The organism is Nocardia sp. NPDC006630 (genome assembly GCF_040611495.1).
Lineage (GTDB): Bacteria > Actinomycetota > Actinomycetes > Mycobacteriales > Mycobacteriaceae > Nocardia.
Window position 1 is genome coordinate 226,199 of the sequence record NZ_JBEXOK010000007.1, and the last position, 22,369, is coordinate 248,567.

Genomic DNA, 22,369 nt, shown 5'->3' on the forward strand with positions numbered 1-22,369 from the left:
AATCTTTGGTCTTTTCGTCTTTGTCTGTGGAACCGGACCACAGCCAGTCTTCCGCCCGGTACCGCAGGTATCTCCTTGGCCCGGGAGGTAAGCCGGGTACCCCACCTAACGCCACCAGCACTGCCATCTCGGGCCCTGCCCGCACCCAGGGACCCGCCACCGCCTCTCGGCGCAAGCAACCCAGGTGCACCGACGGTTTCTATACCGAAACCCGTCGGTGCACCTGGGTTGCTTGCCTCCCGGGCAGGGTTGGTCTGCAAGAGGGTGCGGGCAAAGCCCGAGATGGCCGTGCTGGGCACGTCGGGAGCCGTACCCGGCCTACCTTCCGCGGTTGGGAGAACTATCTGCGGTACCAGCTTGGTCGACCGGCTGTGGTCCGGTTTCAGAGACGCAAGACGAAAAGACCACGGACTCCAAGATTGGGAGACTAGAGGTGGATTCTATAGTGGGCGGAAGAGGCGTTCTGTGCCGGAATCGGTTGGGGTGTTGATGATTTCGGTTAGGACGGCTCTGACTGTTTCTATGTGTTCTTTGCCTGTGCGAGCTATCAGGGTTTTTTCGTATTCGGCGTGGAATTGGCGGACGGTGTTCAGCATGTCGCGGCCGTGGTCGGAGAGGTGTAGGAGTTTGGCGCGTTTGTCGGCTGGGTCGGGGTGGCGCTCTACGTAGCCGTGGCGGACCATTTCGTCGACGATCTTGGCTGCGCCTTGGGCGGTGATGCCCAGGCGCTCTCCCAGTTGGCTTGCGGTGAGTGCGTTCTCGGCGAGGGTGCGCAGGACGTAGCCGTAGGAGGCGCCGAGGACGCGGTGGCCGTGCTCGGCCAGATGTGTGTGCAGCTCCTGGACGAAGGCTTGGTACGCCTGCCCGAGCAGGACGCCGAAATCCATCCTTGACGCTCCTTCTGTCGATGTGTTCAACTCTAGTTGAACAACCATAGTTGAACACCTCGGTTGAATACTAGGAGTCACAGCATGCCACTCATCAAATCCGCCGATGCACCCGTCTTCGAAGGTCCCCTCATGACCGCCGTGGGCCTGGCCGCCCCGAGCCGGGGCTCCACCGAGAACAGCGTGTGGCGCTTCACCATGCACCCGGGCAACCCGGGCCACGCACACGCGGTCTCGCGGGAAGAGATCTTCGTTGCCCTCTCCGGCCGGGCCCGCGCCACCATCGACGGCGAAACCCGTGACTTCTGCGCGGGCGACGCACTGGTGATCCCGGCGCACACCGTCTTCCACGTGTCCGTGCCGGGCGACGAACCGTTCGAGGCCGTCGCGATCCTGCCGGTGGGCGCATACGCCCAGGCTCCCGGCGGTGACCGGGTCAGCCCGCCGTGGGCCCAATAGTCCACATACGCAATCGATTACACAGGAGAGTCATGCCGCACATCACCGCCGACCGCGCCCCGCGCTTCGAGAACGACCACGCGAGCTTCATCGGCCTCGCCGCACCCAGTCGCGGTTCCACCGAGAACAGCGCATGGCGACTGACCATCAAACCGGGCGTGGACGCGCCGGCGCACGCACTGACTCGCGAGGAGATCTTCATCGCGCTGTCCGGCACGATGAATGTCACCATGGGCGGCGAAATCCTCACGGTGGCAGCCGGAGACGCACTCATCGTGCCCGCACATCAGTCGTTCGCCATGTCCAATCCGAGTGACGAACCGTTCGAGGCGATCGTGGTCCTGCCCGTCGGCGGGCAGGGTCTCATCCCCGGTCAGCCGCCGATCGTCGCCCCCTGGGCGCGCTGATCCGCGGCGGGACTCGGTGGCGGCGAAGGGGTGTCGCCATCTGGACCGAACCAGGACGGGATTACCTCGCGGACAAAGGAACTGATGCATTCGGCAGTCGGGCCGGACAGGATTTCGGCCACGAAGTAGATGCCGTCCCGGCCCTGGATCTCCGATACCCGCTCGAACCAGCCTTCGCGGACCGCGGCCGCGCTGGGGTAGGCGGGCCATTCGGCAATGGTTTCGGAGACGAGTTCCGGGTCCTCGAACAGGAACAGGCCCTCTTTGGCGAGTGCCCAGGCCTGTGCGTCCGTTATCGAGGTGTCGGAATTGCTGAAGCAGATCCAATACGGACCGGGGTGCTGCTTGTTGGCGGCGGTGATGCGGTGCAGGGCTTGTTCCGGATCGGAGTCTGTGTAGCTGCCATAGGGCTCCAGCAGCCAGAAGCCAAGGGGTTCAGGGGAATTCGATCGGCGCGGGAAGGTGATGAATTCCTCCCGGACCTTGATCAGATAGCTACGGGTCCAGGTCCGGGGGCAGTTCCGCTCGGCGAAGAGTTCGTGAATATCCCCGGTGGGGAAGATGTCCCGAATCTGGGCGGGCCGCGCTGTCAGCACCACGCGTGAGTACATCGCGCTGCGCTGCTCGCCGCCCACTGTGTACGTGACCCGAACGCCTTCTCCCGGAACGGGTTCGATCGAGGTGACTTTGCTGTCGACGCTGATTTCGAGTCGGCAGTCCTCGACGATCTGACGAATGAAGCTGATGAATCCGTGCCGGAAGGCCACGGTCACCGGCCTGCGGGAGTTCATCTGCGCGCGCAGCGAGTCCGGCATGCGCTCCAGTAGCGCCTGTTTCTGTGCCGGATAGAGCGACAGGATCATCTTCGCCAGCTGCGAAACATGGCCGGAGATATGCGCATTGATATTGATGATGGTTTCGGCGGGCTGCCGGGGTCTGCGCATATTCGCGTACAGCGTGAGGCCCTGCAGTATCTCGCCGACCAGTGGGGTGTGGCGGGCCCGGTACGTCTCCCAGGTCTCGCCGGGGATGCGATCGAAGGCCAATCCGCTGAGCCCTGGTGCCCGCCTGTCCCGGGCTGCTCGCTCGATGAGGTTCCACGCCTCGGCCAGCTGATCGGCCGCCTGTTCGGGCGTCAGTGTCCGGAACAGCGGCAGGAAGTGCGGTGGAACGGTCAATCCTGGTTTGCCGGAATCGGTTTCGGCAACGAAGTGCAGCGCTTCGACCTGCGTCTCCACCGGATGCTTGCCGATCAGCTCATCGATGGCGGTTCCCGACGCGTCCTCGCCGAAGTCCTGCTGAATGATGAGATGTGCTTGGAAATCATAGATTTCGCCCTCCGCCTCGGCGGTCTGGCAGTACCCGCCGAGCTGCGCCCCGGCCTCGAGGATGTCGATATTCCGGTAGCCGAGATCGCGTAGTTTCGCGGCTGTGAGGATGCCGCTCTGTCCGGCGCCGACAACGCAGATGGGTGCGGTGAGGTCCATCGGGACTCCCTCGGATGGGTCGCGAAGGTAGGTGATGGACTCGAGTATGCGGGGCCGGGGTTACGCAGGCGGTCCGAATGTGGCAACGTATCGCCCCGGTGAGTGGAACGTGTTCTATATCTGAGGTGGTTCCCCGCCCTATGGTGCAGGTGATCGGCGTGAGAAGTCACTTCGCCGTCTTTTGGGAAGGAGTGTCCGGATGGACATCACTGCCGCGGTCGCGCGTGGAGCGCAAGTGCCGCTCGCGCTCGAAACCATCACCCTCGAGGAGCCTCGGGCGGATGAGGTCGTGGTGCGCATTGTCGCCACCGGCGTGTGCCATACCGACCTGGTGACCAAGAGCGTCTTCCCGCCCGAGCTGCCGATCGTGCTCGGCCACGAGGGCTCGGGCATTGTCGAGCAGATCGGCTCGGCGGTGACCGATGTGAAGGTCGGCGACCACGTACTGCTGACCTACGGCAGCTGTGGCACGTGCACCCAGTGCACCACCGGCGCGCCCTCGTACTGCGAGCAGTTCGTCATGCTGAACACCTCGGGCGGCCGGACCGACTTCACCTCGCCGCTGAGCATCGGTGGCGAGCGGGTGATGGGCGCGTTCTTCGGTCAGTCCAGCTTCGCCACCCACGTGCTGGTCGGCCGCCGCAATGTCGTCGTCGTGGACGACGATGTAGATCTGGTCGCCTGCGCCCCCTTCGGCTGCGGCGTGCAGACCGGCGCCGGTGCGGTCGCCAATGTGATGCGCCCGGCTCCGAACGAGTCCATCGTGATCTTCGGCGCCGGCGGCGTCGGCATGTCGGCGCTGCTCGCCGCACGTGCGCTCGGCGTCGAGAATGTGGTCGCCGTGGACCTGTCGGCCGAAAGATTGGCCGTGGCAAAGGAACTGGGCGCCGCGACGGTCATCGACGGTGCGGCCGAAGACGTTGTCGCCCAGGTGCAGGCCGCCACCGGCGGCGGTGCGACCTTCGCGCTGGACACCACCGCGGCCAACCCGGTGATCGCCAACGCCCTGCTGGCCCTCGCGCCGCGCGGCACGCTGGTTCTGGTCGGCCTCGGCGAGGCTGCCATGGAATTCGAGATCGGCCACCTCACCGGCAATGGCAAGGCCGTCCGCGGTTGCATCGAAGGCAGTTGCGACCCACAGGAATTCATCCCGCAGCTGATCGAATGGCATCGCGCGGGCAAGTTCCCGATCGAGAAGATCTCCCGGCAGTACCCGTTCTCCGAAATCAATACGGCCATGCACGACGCCGAGATCGGCGCGACCATCAAGCCGATCCTGGTGCTCCCCACCGCCGACTGAGCCGTTGGACAGTGACCCTCGGTGCGGCGCAGGCTGCGCCGGGGGTCCTCACGTCTCGCGACGGCGTGCGACCATCCGCAGGCCGTTCTTGGGGCGCAGGGTCAAGGTTGCCTCCGGTTCGACGGGGAATCCGGGGACCAGATCGAAAACGTAGTGCTGACTCCACATCGCGGTGATCAGGACGGCCTCCATGAGTGCGAAACTCGAGCCGATGCAGATTCGCCGGCCGCCGCCGAACGGCAGGTAGGCCGAGCGGGGGCGGCCCTTGCCCGCACCGGGGAGGAAGCGGGCCGGGTCGAACTGTTCCGGTTCCGGCCACCAGCGCGCGTCGTGGTGGATGAAGTGGGAGGGCACGATGACCGTGGTGCCGCGCCGGATGTGATGGCCGTCGATGACATCGTCTGCGATGGCGACTCGCGGAATTGTCCACGCGGGGGAGAAGTATCGCATCGACTCCTGCACGCAGGCCGAGGTCCACGGCAGGTTCGGCAGGTCCTCGACGGTCGGGGTGCGGCCCTGCAGGACGGTGTCGACCTCCGCCAGTAGCCGTTCGCGGGCTTCGCTATCGAGGGCCAGCAGGTACCACATCCACGACAGCGCATTGGCGGTCGTTTCATGGCCGGCGAGCATGAAGGTGAGCGCCTCGTCCCGGACGCGCTTGAGGTGCAGCGTGCCTTCGGCATCGGAGGCGGTGAGCAGATGGTTCAGCAGATCCGGACTGTCGGTAGGGTTTTCGTAGCGGTCGGTCACCACACGCCAGACCTCGGCGTCGAGGGTGCGCACAATGTGCTGGATCTTGCGCAGCGGTGGCGGCAGGGGAATCGGCGTGAAGGCGACCCGCGCCGCGGCCCGCCACAGCGACTTCGGCGGCGCGGCGACCACGAACAGGCGCTCCAGCCGCTCGGCGAACCGCAGTCCGCCGGTGACCAGGCCCGACATCCGTTGCGCGATATGGCCGAACTGCTGGCCGAACAGTGCGCTGCCGACCACATTGAGGGTCAGCTGCACCATCTCGCCGACCATGTCGATCTCGGCGCGGGCGGGTCCGGTGTCGAGCGCCGCGATGCTTTCGGCGATCGGTTCGACCATCAGATCGATCAATCCGTTGAGATGTCTTCTGGCGAACATCGGATTGAGCAGTGTCCGGTGTCGCTGCCAGGACTCGCCCTCGTCGGTGAACAGGCTGATGCCCAGGATCGCGCGCAGCATCTCGTATTCGAAGGCCTTCTCATACTTCAGACGGCCACCGTGCAGTACATGATCGACGTATTCCGGATGGTTCAGTACCGCATACCGCCGCGTGCCCGCCCGGAAGCGCAGCAGGTCAGTGTCTTTGGCCCGGCCGAAGACCCCGGCCCGCACATCGAGCCCGACCGTCAAGGCCTCCAGCGTCGCGGTCGATGTGCGGGTGCGTTTGCTCGGCCGTGTCGAACGGTAGTGCTGCTCAGCAGCTTCGGGCATGAGCGTGGACATACCGAACCTCCTTGGGTCGACACCGCATCGTGTCGCTCCGCGCTCAACTGGTGACGACTGTCACCAATGACTGCGCATGTCACCAGTTTGTGAGCGGCCCCCGACCTTGTCAAGATGGAACAGTGTCGACACCGAAGACGTGGGGCGGGCGTAGCGCCGTAGAGCGCCGTACCGAGCGCAGGCAGCGGCTGATCACCGCCGCCCTGGAGATCTGGCGTGAAAACGGCTGGCCCGCAGTCACGATCCGCGCGGTGTGCGCCCGCACCTCCCTCAATGACCGCTACTTCTACGAGACCTTCACCGATCGCGACGAACTGCTCGGAGCGGCGTGGGAAACCGTCCGCGACGATATGCTCGAAGCCCTCGCCACCGCCTTCGAGGACAATCTCGACCGCCCGCTGCCCGAAATCGTCCGCATCGCGGCAACAGTCGTCACCGATCGCATGTCCGCCGACCCCGCCTACAGCAGAATTCTGCTCCTGCACCACGCGGGCAGCCCCGCCCTCGAAGCGTGCCGGGTGAATGCCATGCGCCTCACCGCCGGTCTCGTAGTCGCCGGCGCCCTGCGCGTCCTCGGCCCCACCGCGGACGAACGCGCATTGCACATGGACGCGATCATCGGCGTCGGCGGATTCGTGGAACTCATCACCGCCTGGCAATCGGGCCTACTCGATTGCACCGCAACCGAAATCGTCGATCACACGGTGCGCCTGGTGTCCACCTTCAGCCTCGATCACGCGGATGCGTTCGCCCGCCGGGAGGCCGCTGTCGACAAGTAGAAAGGACCGGGCTCACGATGCCGGATGCAGCCGGCGCACGTAATCCTGATAGTCCGTCACGAACCCGTCCCCGTCGAATTCGATATCGGCGCTGTAGTCGCCGGAACTGAAGCCGACCACGCCCTTACCGCGCGGGTGGTAGCGCTGCGCGGTGAGGCGCGAGGTCAGCTGCGGGACATCGATGTACCGCATGGTGTAGTCCTGCGGGGTGGCCTCCGGCAGCAGCAGTCCGTCGCGCAGCACGGGCAGCGAGTTGAAGAACACCGCATGCTGCACATCGAAGAAGTCCGCCCCGTCGAGGCGGTGCCGGACAGGCCCGTCCCCGATATCGACGATCAGCTCCGAACCGTCGAGCTGCCAGCGCAATTCGTAGACCAACCCGATCTGCGTCCCGCGCGCCCGATCCAGACTCTCCACCTGGACGATCTCCATGCGCGGCTCATCGATCCCCTGCCACACGAATGTTCGCATGTCTCGAGGCTACCGAGGTCGCAGGCGCGATGCTGTCATCATGTCCATCTGCGAACTCGCAGTCGAAAGGAGGGCGCCTGGTGTCCGGCGACGTATCAGGTGATGCCGAGTGGTCGAATCCGGTTTCGGTGCTGCAGCGTTGGCAGGATGCGGGCGCGATCTGGCGGGTACTGGTGCGGCGTGCGAACTCGGTGACGGTAGGTCTCTACCAATGCGATGGTGGCGAGGAGGTCGACCGCATAACCTCCGCTGACCCGGCCGTGCTCCGATTCCTCGGTGCGCGCGACAGTAGCGAAGGTTGATGGCGGTTGTGAGCACGATGGGTACGAACAGGCCCTTGGTTGAACAGTCCGGTGGACTCACCTACGGGCGGCTCGTCGACCCCGGCACAGCGCGGGATTGATTGTTGATTTCCGGGGCAATCCGACTACAGACGCCTGTCCCGAGACCGCGGACTCGGGGCGGCATACCGCGTGTCTGGCGTCGGAAGAGCTGAGGAGGTCATCGTGAACCCTGCAGGCCACGACGAGTCGTATGTGCAGAATGTGCCGGAGCAGACGCCGAGAGAGCAGGCGCCTCCGGTCGAGCCGGGGCCGCCGATCGAAACGACGCCGCCGATCGAGACAACCCCTCCTCGGATCAGCCGGACGAGGGCCGGGAGTGTGTGGGCGAGCTTGAGCGCCGGCGGCGTATTTCTGGTGGTGTTGCTGATATTCGTGGTGCAGAACACGACCAGCACCCGAATCGGGTTTCTGGGATGGCATTTCGCGCTGCCGATCGGGGTGACCATCCTGGTCGCCGCGGTGGTCGGGGTGCTGGTGATGGCGATTGCCGGGGGAGTGCGGATCATCCAGCTGCGCACCGCGTTCACGCGCCTGGCCCGCGGTCACAAACCCGGCGCCCTGCACGATTAGACCTGGCGAGCGCCGGTGGGGTGTCGTACGGTTGAGCCCGGCCGGGCGAAGCGAAATGGGTCATGATGACGGCGATTACGAACCTGATGAAGGGCCAGAATGGGCCGCTGACGGTCGGCGATGTGGTGATCTGGGTTCAGATCGCCGCGCCTGCCGACCTTTCCGCGCTGCTGGTCACCGACAGCGGGAAGGTGCGGTCCGATGCGGATTTCGTCTTCTTCAACCAGCCCAGCGGGCCGGGAGTGAATCTGCAGCCGGGCGCGCCCGGGCAGCTTGCCTCGCTGCGGGTGTCACCGGCGGCGGTACCGGCCGATATCGCGCAGATCAGAGCCGTCATCACCCTCGATGGCGCGGGCAGTAGTTTCGGCGCCATTCCGGCGCCGATCGCCTACGTCTCGGATGCCGCGGGAAACCCGTTGTACGCGTACCGGATCGACGGGTTGTCCAGCGAGTCCATTGTGATCGCGCTGGAACTGTATCGGCGCATGGGCGATTGGAAGGTGCGTGCGGTCGGCCAGGGATACGCCGGTGGATTCGCCGCGCTGGTCACCGATCACGGTGTGCGAGTCGACGATGAGGTGGCACCCGCACCGCAACCGCAGTTCCAGCCGCCACCGCCGCCGCAGCAGTTCCAGCCGGCCGTGCCGCCGCCGCAGCAGCAGTACCAGTCGCCACCCCAGCAGTACCAGTCGCCACCCCAGCAGTACCAGTCGCCACCGCCGGCACCCCAGCAGTTCCCGTCGGCACCGCCGCAGCAATATCAGCCGGTTCCGCCCCCACCGCAATATCAGTCGTCTCCGCCTCCGCCGCCGCAATACCAGTCGGCCCCACCCCAGCAGTTCCAGTCCGCCCCACCACCGTTCCAACCCCCGCCCCCTCCGTCGCAAGGGTTTCAACAACCGCCGCCCTTCCCGCCCTCCGCGCAGCAGCCGCAGGTGCGGTCGGTGCCGGGTGAGGAGAAGCTGTCGCTGGAGAAGCGGCAGACGCTGAACATGCGCAAGCAAGAGGTCGCGAAGGTCCTGCTCACCAAGGGCGCCAACGGTATTCGCGCGCGCGTCGTCCTGGTGATCGACAAGACCGGGAGCATGTCCCGGGAGTACGCCTCGGGGGTGGTGCACCGGGTGGTGGAACGCATGGTCCCGGTGGCGACCCAGCTCGATGACGACGGCCAGCTCGAGCCCTACCTGTACGGCAAGAGCTTCGCGAAACTGCCGAATGTGACCGTCGCCGATGCCGAAGCCTGGTGTGAGACCTTCATTCACATGTCCGGCAAACACGGTGGCATCAACTACGGCAAGATCGGCGGCGTCAATGACGAACTGCCGATCATGACGGAGGTCCTGAAGTCGCTGCGCCCCGGCGACGCACCGACCTTGGTGCTCTTCTTCACCGACGGCGGCTTCTCCAAGCGCACCCAGATCGCCGCCCTGATGCGTGATGCCTCGAGGTATCCGGTGTTCTGGCAGTTCATCGGTCTCGGCCACAGTGGATTCGGAATCCTGCACGAGCTCGATACTCTCGACGGGCGCGTGGTCGACAATGCGGGCTTCTTCGCCGTCGGCGATATCGACCGCATGACCGACGCCCAGCTGTATGCCCAGCTGCTCAACGAATTCCCCGACTGGTTGCGCGCCGCGCGGGCGGCAAACATTCTGCGCTGACCATACTGATCGGCCGAGTTTTCAAGGTTGCGCTGCGGTCTACCCGGGTTTACCTCACACTGAGCTCCTGGTAAACGCTGTGAGGGCGGCGTTTTTCACTCGGGAGCGCGAATGACCGAAATTCAGCACCAATCCGACGATGAACGCAGGCTGGCCGAGCTCGGCTATAAACAGGACCTGGCGCGATCCTGGTCCGGATTCTCCAATTTCGCCATCAGTTTCACCGTGGTCTCGATCCTGACCGGCGGGCTCGCCAGCTACGGCATCGGGCTGGCCAACGGCGGACCCATCACCATGGCGTGGGGCTGGCCCCTGGTCTCGGTGATGGTGCTCTTCGTGGGGCTGGCCATGGCCGAATTGGCCTCGGCGTACCCGACTTCCGGCGGTCTGTACTGGTGGGCCGCGGAGCTGGGCGGGCCCATCTGGGGCTGGTTCACCGGCTGGTTCAACCTCATCGGGCAGATCGCGGTGACCGCCGCAATCGATTACGGCGCAGCCATTTTCACCACCGTCGTGCTCAATGTGATCGGCCTCGACATCGGAACCGACCGCACCGCAATCTTTTTGGTCTTCGCCGCCATCCTGGTGCTGCACGCGGTACTGAACGCCATCGGCCCGCACCTGTCCGCGGTGATCAACAATGTCTCCGCCTGGTGGCATGTGGGCGGCGTCGCGGTCTTCGTGCTGGTGCTGGGAATCGGTGCGCAACACCACCAGAGCGTCGGCTTCGTCTTCACCAAGACCGTGGACAACAGCGCGGTCGGATTCGGCGGCGTCGCCTTCAGCTTCCTGCTGGGTCTGCTGCACGCGCAGTACACCTTCACCGGCTACGACGCCTCGGCGCATATGTCGGAGGAGACGCACGACGCCTCCCGGACGGCGGCGAAGGGAATCATCAATACCATCGTCGTCTCGGCGATCGCCGGATATCTGCTGATCATGGCGGTGACCTTCGCGATTCCGAATCTCGACGATTCGCTCGACCCGACCAAGAACAGCGGCTACCCGGTCATCTACATCCTGCAGAACTCATTGAACTCGTTCTGGTCCGGTCTGCTGCTGATCATCGCCGCGGCCGCGCAGCTGTTCTGCGGCTATGCCTCGGTGACCTCGGCCTCCCGCATGCTGTTCGCCTTCGCCCGCGATGGCGCGGTGCCGGGATCGGCGCTCTGGTCGAAGCTTTCGGCGCGCCGGGTTCCGGTGAACGCGGTGCTGTTCATCTCGGTCTTCGCATTCATCCTGCTGATTCCGTCGATGCTGGTGCCCGCGGTCAATGCCCCGACGGCGTATGCGGCGGCCACCTCGGTCGCCACCATCGGTCTCTATATCGCCTACGGCATTCCGATCCTGCTGCGCCAGTTACACGGCGGCCGATTCCAGACCGGCCCCTGGCAACTCGGCCGCTGGTATCGCCCGGTCGGCATTATCGCGATCATCTGGATCGTCTTCATCAGCCTGCTGTTCATCCTGCCCACCGACGATCACGGCTATCCGTGGGTCGATGGATTCACTTGGAACGCAGTCAATTACGCGCCCATCACCCTGGTCGGCGTGGTCGGGGCCATTGCCGTCTGGTGGTTCGTCTCCGCCCGGAAATGGTTCACCGGACCCAAACGCAATGTCCCGCAGCCGCCGGAGGCCGAAGCCCCCGTCGGCGCCTGAACGGGTCTACAGCGGGGTCACGTAGGCGCCGGAGATTCCGCCGTCCACGAGGAACTGTGAGGCTGTGATGAAGGAGGAATCGTCGCTGGCGAGAAATGCCACGGCAGCGGCGATTTCCTCCGGTTCGGCAAAACGCCCGGTGGGGATGTGGACCAGCCGGCGAGCGGCGCGCTCGGGATCCTTGGCGAACAATTCCTGCAGCAGCGGGGTGTTCACCGGCCCGGGGCACAGGGCGTTGACGCGAATACCCTGGCGCGCGAACTGCACTCCGAGCTCACGGCTCATGGCCAGCACACCGCCCTTGGACGCGGTGTAGGAGATCTGCGAGGTGGCCGCACCCATGACCGCCACGAAGGACGCGGTATTGATGACCGACCCCTTACCGCGCTCGAGCATATGTCCGATGGCGTACTTGCTGCACAGATAGACCGAGGTCAGATTCACCTCCTGCACCCGCCGCCAGGCCTCGATCCCGGTGGTGAGAATCGAATCATCGTCGGGCGGTGAGATGCCCGCGTTGTTGAAGGCGATATCGAGTCCGCCGTAGGTGTCGACCGCCGTCTGGAACAGCGCCTCGACCTGAGTCTCCTCGGTGACGTCGACCTTCACGTACAGTCCGCCGACCGCCGCCGCCGCGGCCTCACCGGAGGTGACATCGATATCGGCGACAACAACTTTCGCGCCCTCCTGGGCGAAACGCTTGACGGTGGCGAGGCCGATGCCGCTGCCGCCGCCGGTGACGACCGCTACTCGATCCTGTAAGCGCTGCAACATATCTCCTCTGATCGGATGGCAGGTACTACTCGGTGGCGATGAAAACGTTCTTGGTCTCGGTGAAGGCGCGCGCCGCATCGGGCCCGAGTTCGCGGCCGAGTCCGGATTGCTTGTAGCCCCCGAACGGTGTCCAATACCGCACGGAGGAATGCGAATTCACCGACAGGTTCCCGGCCTCGACACCACGGGCGACCCGCAGCGCCCGGCCGACATCGGAGGTCCAGATCGACCCGGACAGGCCGTATTCGCTGTCATTCGCGATACGCAGGGCGTCGGCCTCATCGTCGAACGGCAGTACCGCCACCACCGGACCGAACACTTCCTCGGTGAGGATGCGGTCCTCGGAGCCGGAGGGCAGCACCACTGTCGGCGGGAACCAGAAGCCGGGTCCGTCCACCCGCGTCCCGGTGAACGCCACCTTCGTCGACGGCTCCAGGAATTCGGCGACCCGCTCGCGGTGCGCCGCCGAGATCAGCGGCCCCATTTCGGTGGCCGCATCCGCGGGATCACCGACCTTCACGCCCTGCACCGCCGGTTCCAGCAGTTCCAGGAATCGATCGAACACACTGCGCTGCACCAGAATCCGTGACCGCGCGCAGCAGTCCTGCCCGGCATTGTCGAATACCCCGTACGGCGCGGTCGCCGCAGCCTTCTCCAGATCGGAGTCGGCGAATACGATATTGGCGCTCTTGCCGCCCAATTCGAGCGTCACGCGCTTCACCTGCTGCGCGCAGCCCGCCATGATCTGCCGCCCCACCTCGGTGGAGCCGGTGAACACCACCTTGCGCACCGCGGGATGGGTGACGAACCGTGCTCCGACAATGGAACCCTTGCCCGGTATCACCTGAAAAACGTTCTCCGGCAGTCCCGCCTGCAATGCCAGCTCACCGAGCCGAATGGCAGTGAGCGGCGTGAGGTCGGCCGGTTTCAACACGACCGTATTGCCGGCCGCGAGCGCGGGCCCGAAGCCCCATGCCGCGATCGGCATGGGAAAGTTCCACGGCACGATGATTCCGACAACCCCGAGCGGTTCGTGGAAGGTGATGTCGACACCACCGGCGACCGGAATCTGATTGCCCAGCAATCGTTCCGGCAGTCCGGCGCTGTAGTGCAGCACATCGCGAACATTGCCCGCCTCCCAGCGCGCATTGCCGATGGTGTGCCCCGCATTGGCCACTTCCAGCTGTGCCAGATTCTCGAGATCAGCGTCCACGGCCTCGGCGAATCGGCGCAAGAGCCGCGCCCGATCTCCCGGTGCGATATCCCGCCAGCCCGGGGCGGCCCGTTGTGCCCGGGCGATGGCGGCGTCCGTGGCGGCCTCATCGGCCAATTCCACTGTCGCCACGACCTTTTCGGTCGCGGGGTTGACGACCTGGGTTGTTGTCACCGGCTGCGCTCCTTTCCGTACAGTGCCGCCTGTTCCACCAGGGCTCGCATGAGCCGGTGGTCGGTCGCATTCGCTTCCGGATGCCATTGCACGCCGACCAGAAATGGTCCGCCGGTCGTCTCCGCCGCTTCGATGGTGCCGTCCGAGGCGTATGCGGTCGCGGTGAGGCCGGGCGCCAGGGTGTCGATGGCTTGATGGTGATGGCAGTGCGCCTTCACCTCGGGCCCGGCGATCGCCGCCACCTGGCTGCCCGTGACGGTCCGGATGGTGGTGACCGAGAAAACACCGGGCCCGCCGCTGTGACCGGTGTGCCCGAGCACGTCCGGAAGGTGTTGCAGCAGTGTGCCGCCCAGTGCCACGTTCACCAATTGCAGTCCGCGGCAGATCGCCAGCACGGGTACCCCCGCGGCCCGGGCCAGCTCGAAGAACGCGAATTCGGATTCGTCGCGGTCCGGCCGGGTAGCGGAGGTTTCGGCATGCGGCGGCGCGCCGTAGCGTGCCGGGTCGATATCGGCGCCGCCGGTCAGCACCAGTCCGTCCAGCCGATCCAGCAATTCCGGGCCGGGAGTTCCGGTGGGCGGGAGCAGGACCGGCACTCCACCGGCCCGCGCCGTCATATCGACATAGCTGCGCGGAAGCACCGCGCTGTCGACATCCCACGTGCCGAACCGCGTCCGCTCGGAATACGTGGGCAGCCCGATGATCGGCCGCCGCACCACCTCAGAGTCGTTCGAATCCACGCACGCGCTCCCAATCGGTCACCGCGGCGTCGTAGGCGTCGAGCTCGACCTGTGCCGCATTCCGGTAGTGCAGCACTACGTCTTCGCCGAAGGCCGCCCGCGCGATCTTACTGTCGCCGAACAACTGCGCGGCGTCGCGCAGGTTGTGCGGCACCCGGGGCCGGTGTGAGCGATAGGCATTGCCGTGGAACTCCGGCTCCAGCGGCAGCTGCCGCTCGATGCCGTGCAATCCGGCGGCGATGGTGGCGGCGACGGCGAGATACGGGTTCACATCCCCGCCCGGCACCCGGTTCTCGAACCGCAGCGACGGTCCGTGACCGACCACCCGGAGTGCGCAGGTGCGATTGTCCCGTCCCCAGGCCAGTGCGGTGGGCGCGAAGCTGCCCGCCTGGAACCGCTTGTAGGAGTTGACATTCGGGGCGAGCATGTAGGTCAGTTCGCGCAGGCAGTCCAGCTGTCCGGCGAGGAAGTGCCGCATGAGCGCCGATTCGCGGCCGGTGCTGTCGGCGAAGACCGGCTCGCCCGCCTCATTGCGCAGGCTGAGGTGAATGTGGCACGAATTGCCCTCACGCTCATTGTATTTCGCCATGAAGGTGAGGCTGCGCCCCTCCTGCGCCGCGATCTCCTTGGCCCCGGTCTTGTAGATGCTGTGGTTATCGCACGTCACCAGCGCCTCGTCGTAGCGGAACGCGATCTCGTGCTGCCCCGGATTGCATTCGCCCTTCGCCGACTCGACATACATGCCCGCACCGGACATCTCATTGCGAATGCGGCGCAGCAGCGGTTCGATGCGGGAGGTTCCGAGCATCGAATAGTCGACGTTGTACTGGTTGGCGGGCGTCAGGTCGCGGTAGCCGCCCCGGAACGCCGCCTCGTACGTGTCGTCGAAGACCAGGAATTCGAGTTCCGTCCCGGCGTAGGCCCGCAATCCGTGCGCGGCCAGCCGATCCAGCTGTGCGCGCAGCACCTGCCGCGGTGAGGTCACCACGGGCGTGCCCGCCGGATCCACCTGCTCCACATCGCACAGCACCAGCGCGGTCCCCGGCAGCCACGGGACCAGCCGCAGCGTGCCGAGATCCGGGCGCAGCACGAAGTCGCCGTACCCGGTGTCCCACGAGGACATCGCGTATCCCTCGACCGTCGTCATCTCGACATCCACCGCAAGCAGATAGTCGCAGGCCTCGGTCGCCTGATCGAGCACCTCTTCGACGAAATATCTTGCCGAACAACGCTTCCCCTGCAGCCGCCCCTGCATGTCTGTCATGGCGACCAAGACGGTGTCGATCGTCCCCGCCTCGACCTGCTTCACCAAATCCGCAACACTGAGCATTCCGGCGCGCATTACGACCCCTCTCGGCATCAACGTGATCACGCTAAGCGAACCGGGGCCCCGCGCGTGCCCGAACACGCAAGGAGATCGTCCCCATCATGGGCGAATGCCGAGCAGGCGTGGGCTTCACTCCCGCAGGAGGTCGATGACCTTGGTCTCGTTGAGGTCGCCGTGGCCGGCGTCGATGAGGCGGGTGAACATATCGAGGGCGGTGTGCCCGAGGGCGGCCGGGGCATGCACGGTATCGGCCAGTTCCACTCCGATGCGAGTGTCCTTCAGCCGCAAGGCAGCCGTGAAAGCGATATCGCGGTCGTGCACACCGTCGAGCATCAGGCGGCTGACGCGCACCACCGTGGGGCTGGCGGCGCCACCGGTGGCGAGCGTGTCCACGACGGTGGTCAGGTCCAGCCCGGCGAGTTCTGCGATGCGCAGCGCCTCGGCGGTCGCGGCGATCTGGACGGAGCCGAGCAGGTTCTGCACGAGCTTGTAGGCGGTACCGGCGCCGACCTCACCGAAATGAACAATATTGGTGCACAAGGGGTTCAGCAGCGGTCGGGCCGCTTCGAGATCGGCCGTGGCGGCGCCGACGAACAGTGTCAGCTCACCTGCCGCGGCGGCCTCCGGGAGTCCTGTGACCGGTGAGTCGAGGTACCGGAGGCCTTGCGCTGCGGCATGTTTCGCCAACTCCAGCACCCACGGCCGGGAGACGGTCGAGCATTCGACCGCGAACGCACCCGGTTGCGGGTGCCCGGCCAGCGCGCCGTCCTCCCCGAGCCATACCGCGCGCGAGGCGTCATCATCGGCCACCATCGCGAATATCGCCTCGGCCTGCGCTACCGCCCGGCGCGGTGTGGCCGCCAGAACGGCGCCGCCCGCAACCAGTTCCGCGACCTTCTCCGGCGACCGATTGAACACCGCCACCTCATGCCCGGCAGCCACCATCCGCGCGGCCATCCCCAGCCCCATCCGACCTGCGCCCAGAAACGCTATCTTCGCCACCGGCCGCACCCTACCGAGCCGCGGTTACCGAAGATGATCTTGAAGGCGAAATCCGCGAGCCCGGCCGTCCGCTGCCGAACCAGGGCAGGCACCGGCGCAACCGGTAGTAGGTGTAGTTTGGAGGTGTCTGCACCGTATGTCTACGGCGTAGACCTACCGAAGAGGTGAGGCAGTTGTCGTCAAACGAACAGGTCACCCCCATCGACGTTGCGCCGCTCGAATTCTCCTGTGCGGCATGCCCGCACGATCTGGAAGCGCACGCCGGCGTCGGAGTTCGGTTCTGCTCCGCGACCGCGACGAGCGGGCTGGACAGAGGATGCGTCTGCGTCCTTCCGGCCGAGCACGAGAAGACCTACTACCGGCGATAGGAAAGCAAGCGAATGACCACTAAATCGCCATATGAGAATCGGGTCCAGCGAGTCAGCGACACCGTTCGGAAGCACTCCAAGCTCGATGAGAAAACCGCGAACGCGCTTGCGGTGCACGTACTGCACGCGCTCGACACCATCCCCGAGAAAGTGCGCTGACAGCAGCGTTCAACGCCCCCGCCGAGGCCGAAAGGCCTCGGTGAAATATGGTCGGTGGTCGTGGGTAAGCCGAATCGCAAGCATCGGGCGGCCAAGCAGCAGGCGCGGCAGGGTGGGTCCGATTTCTGGACGGCACCCGACTCGGGAAATGTCACCGCGGCCGATATAGCCAATGCGATCATGACCACCGCCATGGATTCGGCGCAGAGCGGTGCGCGCAGTAAGTCCCCGAAGGGCGATTCGGTGGTCGCCAAACGCTTCGCGGACCAGCTCGCGGGGAGCGATCTGCCGGTTCACGACGTGGAACTGGGCGCGCACCTGGCCGGGCAGCACATCATCACCAGAGCCTTTCAGAACGGTTGGCTGCCCGCCGATATCCACCAGGCCGCGCAGCGCCGAGTCGACGCCTTCGCGATCAGCTTCCTCATCGATGTCATGGCCGCCTATATGCGCCCGTTCGCACCCGCCACCGTCGATGAGACCTGGCTCGAGCAGCTTCGCGAACTCGCGGCGGACACCTGGTGGTCGGACTCGGCATCGCATCTCGGCCAGTGGGCGGCCAAACACATGCTGACCACCGGCGAGGCGCTCACCACCGTCGTCGAGGCGCTCGCGCTGCTCATTCTGCTGCCGAAGCTGGAACTGATCCGGCAGTTGCCCGGCACCGCTCGCCCACATGCCGAGGTGCCCCATCACATCGATGAGAAGGTGCTCGGCCGAGTTCGCGGCTTGCTCGCCAAGGCCGAATCGACCTCGTTTCCGGAAGAGGCCGAGGCGCTTTCGGCCAAGGCGCAGGAGCTGATGACCAAGTACGCACTCGATCGGGTGCTGGTCGACGCGGACACCTCGGTCCCCGATCTGCCTGGGGCGCGGCGCATTTGGCTCGATACCCCCTATGTGGACGCGAAGGCGCTGCTGATCGATGTGGTCGCCAAGGCCAATCGCAGCCGGGCGATCTTCGCCTCGGCGTGGGGCTTCATGACGATCATCGGCGATGACGCAGACCTGGACGCGGTCGAATTGCTCTCGACCTCACTGCTGGTCCAGGCCACCCGGGCAATGATCGCCAGCGGCAATACGGAGACGCGCAGCGACGAGGCGCGCAGCCGCACCTTCCGTAAGTCGTTCCTGGTCGCCTACGCCTCCCGCATCGGCGAGCGACTGGAAGCGGCCACCGCGGCCACCATCGCGGAATCGGTTGAGCCGGAACGGCTGTTGCCGGTGCTGGCCTCGCACCAGATCGCGGTCGACGCCGCCTTCGACACGCTGTTTCCGCAAGCCCGCACCCGCGGCGTTTCGATCCGCAGCGCCGAAGGCTGGGAGGCCGGTCGCGCCGCCGCCGACCGCGCGCGCCTCGACGCCCGCCGATCGCTTGACCGATAAGCGTCTCCGCCGCTCGACCGATAAGCGTCTCCGCCGCTGGGCCGATAAGCGTCTCCGCCGCTGGGCCGATAAGCGTCTCCGCCGCTGTGGCTTCCGGTCCGGAATTGACGGATATGCGGAATGAACTGCGCAAATCGGGACAATGAGGTTTCCTGCGGGTGCTCGCACGCGAAGTATGAGAGGTGTCTCCAAGTAAGCCCGACGGAGTTGGGAAAGCCTCATGAGCAACACGATCTCTCGCCACCCGGTCGCCGCGTCCGAGGGGGAAGGCGTGCACACGGCGAACCGGCCGGGCTCGGTGCTGGCGGGACGATACCGGCTGATCGAACTACTGGGGGTCGGCGGCTTCGGCCGGGTGTGGAAGGCCCGTGACGCGCTGCTGGGTGTTGAGGTGGCCGTCAAGGAAGTCTGCCTGCCACCCGCGGCCTCGAATGCGGAACGAGCCGAACGACTTTCCCTCGCCGAGCATGAAGCCCGCACCGCCGCGCGGTTGCGCGATCACCCGAATATCGTGACGGTCCACGATGTTGTCGTCCAGGACAGGATGCCGTGGATTGTCATGCGCCTGGTGCGCGGGCAGTCGCTGCAGCAGCGCATCGAGGAGCGGGGCCGGCTCACGGTGGACGAGACCACCGCTGTCGCGACGGCCCTGCTGCACGCTCTCGGCGCCGCACACGCGGCGGGTGTGGTGCATCGAGATATCAAGCCCGCCAATGTATTACTGACCGATACCGGCGAGGTGCTGCTCGCCGATTTCGGCACGGCGGCGCACCTGTCCGAGGACACGTTCGCCGAATGCGGCGCCGTCACCGGTTCGGCCGAATACATGGCTCCCGAGCGCATTCGAGGCGCGGGCCACGGCGGCGCGGGTGACCTGTTCTCGCTGGGGGTCACCCTGTATCACGCGGTCGAAGGCCGATCCCCTTTTCTCCGTTCGGCTTTGCCCGCGACGCTGGCGGCGGTGGTGTTCGACCCTGTGCCCGCGCCGCAGTACGCCGGTGGCATCGCCGCGCTGATCACCGGGCTGCTGGACAAGGATCCCGCTGCGCGACCGAGCATTTCGCAGGCGCTGGTTATGCTCACCGCACCGGCTGCGGAAGCAACAGTGGAGGCGCCGCCGGTCGCTCAGGACGCAGGACCCTCGGACGCCGGGCAGTGCGGCCATCGCGCGGCCACCCAGGTGGTGCGACCGGCCGCACCGCTGCACTCAGGTCTCGGGTTCCTACGGCCACTCCTGGTATTCGAAGTCGCCCGTGCACCTCGCCGTTCGCAGCTGACGCCTGGTCTATCGTCATGCGATGAGCGCACGGTTCGAGGAGTTGGGCTGGCGGCTGACGCCGATGGGCGAGATCAGTTTGCGGCGGCGGTTCGATCCGGGAGTGCGGTCGGATGTGTACGAGGTCAAGCTGGGGGACGAATACCTCATGTCGAGCCTGTTCACCGTTGCCGAAGAGGAATTGGCGCGACTCGGGCTGGCACGGACGCCGGGGGAGCGGCTGGACGTGATTGTCGGCGGTCTCGGGCTGGGATACACCGCGCGCACAGCGCTGGCGGATCCCCGGGTCCGGACGCTCACCGTTATCGAATACTCCGACGCGGTAATCGATTGGCATGAACGGGATCTGCTGCCCGCTACCGCCGGTCTGGCCGGTGATGAGCGGGTAGCGCTGGTGTGCGCGGACTTCTTCGCCGCGGCCGTGGGTGCGGTCGGGTTCGATCCGGCGCTTCCGGGCCGGACCTATGACGCGGTGCTGCTGGATATCGATCACTCGCCGCGGCACGTGCTGCATCAACCGCACGCGGCCTTCTACACCCGGGCGGGATTGCAGGCGCTGTCGGCATATCTCGCCCCGGGCGGAACCTTCGCGCTGTGGTCCGACGATCCGCCGGACGACGAGTTCTGCGCGATCCTCGACACCGTTTTCACCGATATCGAGGCTCGGCAGGTGTTCTTCGACAACCCGCTGACCAGGGGCCGATCGTCGAACACGATCTATCTCGCGACCAAGTAGGCAGTGCCGCATGCCCGTAGGCAACGGCACTGCCCCGAACGCTTTCGCCGGTATCAGCTACCGGCGTGGGCGGTCGTCTTATTGCCGTGGCGGTGCAGCGTTTCCAGCGCCTCGATGAGGACCTTCGGATTGTGGCTGCCCTTGTAGACCGGCTTGGGCTGAGTGTCGAGTCCCAGCAGGGTGGCTACCGCGACCTGGGCGGTGCGGACGGAGTATTCGACGGTGAAGACGACATCGTCGGGGACTTCGGCGTACTGGCCGATGAAGGCGAGGTTGGTCGAGCCCGCCGGAACCACATCGGGGCGGTCGCCGTGTGAGCGGACCAGGAACTGACTCGTGATGTAGGGCATGATCGCCGGAATCACGATGGAGTTCTTCATGATCTGTTCGCGATTGCCGATAGTCAAGTGCGACAACGCTTCCTGCAGGATTTCGGCGCCGGTGCAGGCCGACATCGGCTTCTCGACGTGATTGCCCGCCTTGTCCGGGAACAGGGCGTAGCCCCACCAGACGAAGGTGTCCGAAGGCTGCTCCCGGAAATGCGGCTGGTGGTTCAGGACGATGGTGAGCAGCCAGTTGGAATCCTTGAAGGTGATCAGGCCGCCCTTGCCCGCCTCGCTCCCGCTGAACTTCTCCATCTCGGCGAAGAAGGTCGGGTCCTTGGTGGTGACGGTGAACGATTCCCACGTGGAATCGGTGATGGAGGAATCGAAGACCTCCGGCCTGCCCAGCCCCGAGCGTTTCGCGGCCAGCGTCCGCCACAGCTGCCAGGCGCCCGCCGAGCCGGAGGTGTCCAGGACTGGGGCGGTATCGGTGGAGCCCAGCGTCGAATCGGCCGTCATGGAACCGTTGGTGATCATGACCAGATCGCCGGCGCCGACCGTGATCTCCTCGGTCTTGCCGCCGCTGGTCACGGTGAGCGCCTCGGCGGTCAGCGCCTCGCCGCCGGCGAGGCGCACATCGGTGACCCTGGCTCCGAGCCGGATGGTGACACCCTGTTCGGTGAGCCACTTCAGCAGTGGCCGCACGATCGAGTCGAACTGGTTGTACTTCGTCCGGTAGATCCCGGACATGGAGTCGAAGGTCTTGAACAGGTGCACGAATCGATTGAGATAGCGGCGGAACTCGATGGCCGAATGCCACGGCTCGAATGCGAAGGTCGTGCACCACATCCACCAGAAATTGGTGGTGAAGAATTCGGGGCTGAAACAGTCGGTGATGCGCTTGCCGTCGAGCATCTGCTCGGGGGTGGCGACACATTTGACGAGTTCGAGCCGATCGCGTTCGCTGAATCCCATGGAATGCGCGTCGATCGGTTCACCGGCCGCATCGACCAGCCGGGCATGGTCGTCCCAGGCGAAATCCTTGTGGAAGGCGAAGGTGTCATCGGTGACCGAGACGGCGGGATTGTCCAGTGAGGGTATGGAACGCAGCAGGTCATAGGTGCAATCGAAGTGAATCTCGAACATGCGCCCGCCGCGCATCGTATAACCGGTCTCCGGCGAGCCCGCCGCATCCAGACTGCCGCCCTCGCGGCCCTGCTCTTCCAGAATGACAATGTCGGAACCGGCGAACCCGCCGTCACGAATCAAGAATGCCGCCGCGGAGAGTGCCGCGATTCCGCTTCCCACCAGGTACGCCTTCGCCATGATCAACCTCTTTCAGGATATCTATCGCTGTCAGGGTTTTTATCGATGAGCGTTGCACCGGAGACACC

General features: G+C 65.6%; 22 protein-coding genes and 1 pseudogene. 13 read left to right on the top strand and 10 right to left on the bottom strand.

Features of this window, described 5'->3' with window-relative positions; all coding sequences use genetic code 11:
• Nucleotides 1-440 precede the first annotated feature (440 nt).
• The gene (locus tag ABZX86_RS22320) at nt 441-887 is read right to left on the bottom strand and encodes a MarR family winged helix-turn-helix transcriptional regulator (RefSeq protein WP_355126290.1); all 447 of its coding nucleotides are present in this window, start codon (nt 885-887) and stop codon (nt 441-443) included.
• An 84-nt stretch (nt 888-971) separates the two neighbouring features.
• On the opposite strand from ABZX86_RS22320, the gene ABZX86_RS22325 reads away from it, so the two are divergent.
• Together ABZX86_RS22325 and ABZX86_RS22330 are read left to right on the top strand one after the other, a co-directional pair.
• A complete protein-coding gene (locus ABZX86_RS22325) occupies nt 972-1,346 on the top strand; it encodes a cupin domain-containing protein (RefSeq protein ID WP_355126292.1) in 375 nt (124 codons plus the stop codon).
• 32 nt (nt 1,347-1,378) lie between these two features.
• Nucleotides 1,379-1,753, top strand: coding sequence for a cupin domain-containing protein (locus ABZX86_RS22330; protein ID WP_355126294.1), 375 nt, complete (start codon nt 1,379-1,381; stop codon nt 1,751-1,753).
• On the opposite strand, the gene ABZX86_RS22335 is transcribed toward ABZX86_RS22330, so the two are convergent.
• A complete protein-coding gene (locus tag ABZX86_RS22335; RefSeq protein ID WP_355126296.1) occupies nt 1,720-3,240 on the bottom strand; it encodes an NAD(P)-binding protein in 1,521 nt (506 codons plus the stop codon). The two genes, ABZX86_RS22330 and ABZX86_RS22335, sit on opposite strands and share 34 nt — an antisense overlap.
• A gap of 199 nt (nt 3,241-3,439) precedes the next feature.
• On the opposite strand from ABZX86_RS22335, the gene ABZX86_RS22340 reads away from it, so the two are divergent.
• Nucleotides 3,440-4,540 (top strand): NAD(P)-dependent alcohol dehydrogenase, encoded by a 1,101-nt coding sequence (locus tag ABZX86_RS22340; RefSeq protein ID WP_355126298.1) that lies wholly within the window; start codon nt 3,440-3,442, stop codon nt 4,538-4,540.
• 48 nt (nt 4,541-4,588) lie between these two features.
• On the opposite strand, the gene ABZX86_RS22345 is transcribed toward ABZX86_RS22340, so the two are convergent.
• Nucleotides 4,589-6,013, bottom strand: coding sequence for a cytochrome P450 (locus ABZX86_RS22345; protein ID WP_355126300.1), 1,425 nt, complete (start codon nt 6,011-6,013; stop codon nt 4,589-4,591).
• A gap of 122 nt (nt 6,014-6,135) precedes the next feature.
• On the opposite strand from ABZX86_RS22345, the gene ABZX86_RS22350 reads away from it, so the two are divergent.
• Nucleotides 6,136-6,792 carry a TetR family transcriptional regulator gene (locus tag ABZX86_RS22350; RefSeq protein ID WP_355126302.1) on the top strand — a complete coding sequence of 219 codons (657 nt, stop codon included), beginning with the start codon at nt 6,136-6,138 and terminating at the stop codon, nt 6,790-6,792.
• A 12-nt stretch (nt 6,793-6,804) separates the two neighbouring features.
• Here ABZX86_RS22350 and ABZX86_RS22355 read toward each other — a convergent pair whose 3' ends face one another.
• The gene (locus ABZX86_RS22355; protein WP_355126304.1) at nt 6,805-7,263 is read right to left on the bottom strand and encodes a putative glycolipid-binding domain-containing protein; all 459 of its coding nucleotides are present in this window, start codon (nt 7,261-7,263) and stop codon (nt 6,805-6,807) included.
• 80 nt (nt 7,264-7,343) lie between these two features.
• Between ABZX86_RS22355 and ABZX86_RS22360 the strand changes: the two genes are divergently transcribed.
• The 4 genes from ABZX86_RS22360 to ABZX86_RS22375 all read left to right on the top strand — a co-directional run bounded on the left by ABZX86_RS22360 (nt 7,344) and on the right by ABZX86_RS22375 (nt 11,500).
• Nucleotides 7,344-7,565, top strand: a complete 222-nt coding sequence (locus ABZX86_RS22360; RefSeq protein WP_355126306.1) for a hypothetical protein — start codon at nt 7,344-7,346, stop codon at nt 7,563-7,565.
• A gap of 204 nt (nt 7,566-7,769) precedes the next feature.
• Nucleotides 7,770-8,177, top strand: coding sequence for a lipopolysaccharide assembly protein LapA domain-containing protein (locus ABZX86_RS22365; protein WP_355126308.1), 408 nt, complete (start codon nt 7,770-7,772; stop codon nt 8,175-8,177).
• A gap of 86 nt (nt 8,178-8,263) precedes the next feature.
• Nucleotides 8,264-9,838 (top strand): VWA domain-containing protein, encoded by a 1,575-nt coding sequence (locus ABZX86_RS22370; protein ID WP_355126310.1) that lies wholly within the window; start codon nt 8,264-8,266, stop codon nt 9,836-9,838.
• A 111-nt stretch (nt 9,839-9,949) separates the two neighbouring features.
• Nucleotides 9,950-11,500 carry an amino acid permease gene (locus tag ABZX86_RS22375; RefSeq protein WP_355126312.1) on the top strand — a complete coding sequence of 517 codons (1,551 nt, stop codon included), beginning with the start codon at nt 9,950-9,952 and terminating at the stop codon, nt 11,498-11,500.
• Nucleotides 11,501-11,506: 6 nt separating this feature from the next.
• Here ABZX86_RS22375 and ABZX86_RS22380 read toward each other — a convergent pair whose 3' ends face one another.
• The 5 genes from ABZX86_RS22380 to ABZX86_RS22400 all read right to left on the bottom strand — a co-directional run bounded on the left by ABZX86_RS22380 (nt 11,507) and on the right by ABZX86_RS22400 (nt 16,730).
• Nucleotides 11,507-12,274: a 3-oxoacyl-ACP reductase gene (locus ABZX86_RS22380; RefSeq protein ID WP_355126314.1), complete on the bottom strand. Its 768-nt coding sequence runs from the start codon at nt 12,272-12,274 to the stop codon at nt 11,507-11,509.
• Between the two features lie 25 nt (nt 12,275-12,299).
• The gene (locus ABZX86_RS22385; RefSeq protein WP_355126316.1) at nt 12,300-13,661 is read right to left on the bottom strand and encodes an aldehyde dehydrogenase family protein; all 1,362 of its coding nucleotides are present in this window, start codon (nt 13,659-13,661) and stop codon (nt 12,300-12,302) included.
• On the bottom strand, nt 13,658-14,365 hold the full coding sequence (locus ABZX86_RS22390) for a gamma-glutamyl-gamma-aminobutyrate hydrolase family protein (protein WP_355126853.1): 708 nt from the start codon (nt 14,363-14,365) through the stop codon (nt 13,658-13,660). The genes ABZX86_RS22385 and ABZX86_RS22390 overlap by 4 nt, the downstream gene beginning before the upstream one ends.
• 16 nt (nt 14,366-14,381) lie before the next feature.
• On the bottom strand, nt 14,382-15,743 hold the full coding sequence (locus tag ABZX86_RS22395) for a glutamine synthetase family protein (protein WP_355126318.1): 1,362 nt from the start codon (nt 15,741-15,743) through the stop codon (nt 14,382-14,384).
• A 114-nt stretch (nt 15,744-15,857) separates the two neighbouring features.
• Complete coding sequence (locus tag ABZX86_RS22400; protein WP_355126320.1) at nt 15,858-16,730, bottom strand: NAD(P)-dependent oxidoreductase; 873 nt, start codon at nt 16,728-16,730, stop codon at nt 15,858-15,860.
• Nucleotides 16,731-16,903: 173 nt separating this feature from the next.
• Between ABZX86_RS22400 and ABZX86_RS22405 the strand changes: the two genes are divergently transcribed.
• The 5 genes and pseudogenes from ABZX86_RS22405 to ABZX86_RS22425 all read left to right on the top strand — a co-directional run bounded on the left by ABZX86_RS22405 (nt 16,904) and on the right by ABZX86_RS22425 (nt 20,652).
• Nucleotides 16,904-17,098 carry an RGCVC family protein gene (locus tag ABZX86_RS22405; RefSeq protein WP_327140476.1) on the top strand — a complete coding sequence of 65 codons (195 nt, stop codon included), beginning with the start codon at nt 16,904-16,906 and terminating at the stop codon, nt 17,096-17,098.
• 12 nt (nt 17,099-17,110) lie between these two features.
• The gene (locus tag ABZX86_RS22410) at nt 17,111-17,257 is read left to right on the top strand and encodes a DUF6307 family protein (protein ID WP_327140475.1); all 147 of its coding nucleotides are present in this window, start codon (nt 17,111-17,113) and stop codon (nt 17,255-17,257) included.
• 60 nt (nt 17,258-17,317) lie between these two features.
• Nucleotides 17,318-18,640 (top strand): DUF2786 domain-containing protein, encoded by a 1,323-nt coding sequence (locus ABZX86_RS22415; RefSeq protein WP_355126321.1) that lies wholly within the window; start codon nt 17,318-17,320, stop codon nt 18,638-18,640.
• 220 nt (nt 18,641-18,860) lie between these two features.
• Nucleotides 18,861-19,652 (top strand): annotated as a pseudogene (locus ABZX86_RS22420) (serine/threonine-protein kinase); the annotation flags it as partial.
• 286 nt (nt 19,653-19,938) lie between these two features.
• Nucleotides 19,939-20,652 (top strand): spermidine synthase, encoded by a 714-nt coding sequence (locus ABZX86_RS22425; protein ID WP_355126323.1) that lies wholly within the window; start codon nt 19,939-19,941, stop codon nt 20,650-20,652.
• A 53-nt stretch (nt 20,653-20,705) separates the two neighbouring features.
• On the opposite strand, the gene ABZX86_RS22430 is transcribed toward ABZX86_RS22425, so the two are convergent.
• The gene (locus ABZX86_RS22430) at nt 20,706-22,301 is read right to left on the bottom strand and encodes an oleate hydratase (protein ID WP_355126325.1); all 1,596 of its coding nucleotides are present in this window, start codon (nt 22,299-22,301) and stop codon (nt 20,706-20,708) included.
• Between the last annotated feature and the right edge of the window lie 68 nt (nt 22,302-22,369).

Excerpts from the sequence above, each read along its gene's own strand:
- ABZX86_RS22320 (WP_355126290.1), bottom strand. The coding sequence starts at position 887 with ATGGATTTCGGCGTCCTGCTCGGGCAGGCGTACCAAGCCTTCGTCCAG.
- ABZX86_RS22325 (WP_355126292.1), top strand. The coding sequence starts at position 972 with ATGCCACTCATCAAATCCGCCGATGCACCCGTCTTCGAAGGTCCCCTC.
- ABZX86_RS22330 (WP_355126294.1), top strand. The coding sequence starts at position 1,379 with ATGCCGCACATCACCGCCGACCGCGCCCCGCGCTTCGAGAACGACCAC.
- ABZX86_RS22335 (WP_355126296.1), bottom strand. The coding sequence starts at position 3,240 with ATGGACCTCACCGCACCCATCTGCGTTGTCGGCGCCGGACAGAGCGGC.
- ABZX86_RS22340 (WP_355126298.1), top strand. The coding sequence starts at position 3,440 with ATGGACATCACTGCCGCGGTCGCGCGTGGAGCGCAAGTGCCGCTCGCG.
- ABZX86_RS22345 (WP_355126300.1), bottom strand. The coding sequence starts at position 6,013 with ATGTCCACGCTCATGCCCGAAGCTGCTGAGCAGCACTACCGTTCGACA.
- ABZX86_RS22355 (WP_355126304.1), bottom strand. The coding sequence starts at position 7,263 with ATGCGAACATTCGTGTGGCAGGGGATCGATGAGCCGCGCATGGAGATC.
- ABZX86_RS22370 (WP_355126310.1), top strand. The coding sequence starts at position 8,264 with ATGAAGGGCCAGAATGGGCCGCTGACGGTCGGCGATGTGGTGATCTGG.
- ABZX86_RS22375 (WP_355126312.1), top strand. The coding sequence starts at position 9,950 with ATGACCGAAATTCAGCACCAATCCGACGATGAACGCAGGCTGGCCGAG.
- ABZX86_RS22380 (WP_355126314.1), bottom strand. The coding sequence starts at position 12,274 with ATGTTGCAGCGCTTACAGGATCGAGTAGCGGTCGTCACCGGCGGCGGC.
- ABZX86_RS22395 (WP_355126318.1), bottom strand. The coding sequence starts at position 15,743 with ATGCGCGCCGGAATGCTCAGTGTTGCGGATTTGGTGAAGCAGGTCGAG.
- ABZX86_RS22410 (WP_327140475.1), top strand. The coding sequence starts at position 17,111 with ATGACCACTAAATCGCCATATGAGAATCGGGTCCAGCGAGTCAGCGAC.
- ABZX86_RS22425 (WP_355126323.1), top strand. The coding sequence starts at position 19,939 with ATGAGCGCACGGTTCGAGGAGTTGGGCTGGCGGCTGACGCCGATGGGC.
- ABZX86_RS22430 (WP_355126325.1), bottom strand. The coding sequence starts at position 22,301 with ATGGCGAAGGCGTACCTGGTGGGAAGCGGAATCGCGGCACTCTCCGCG.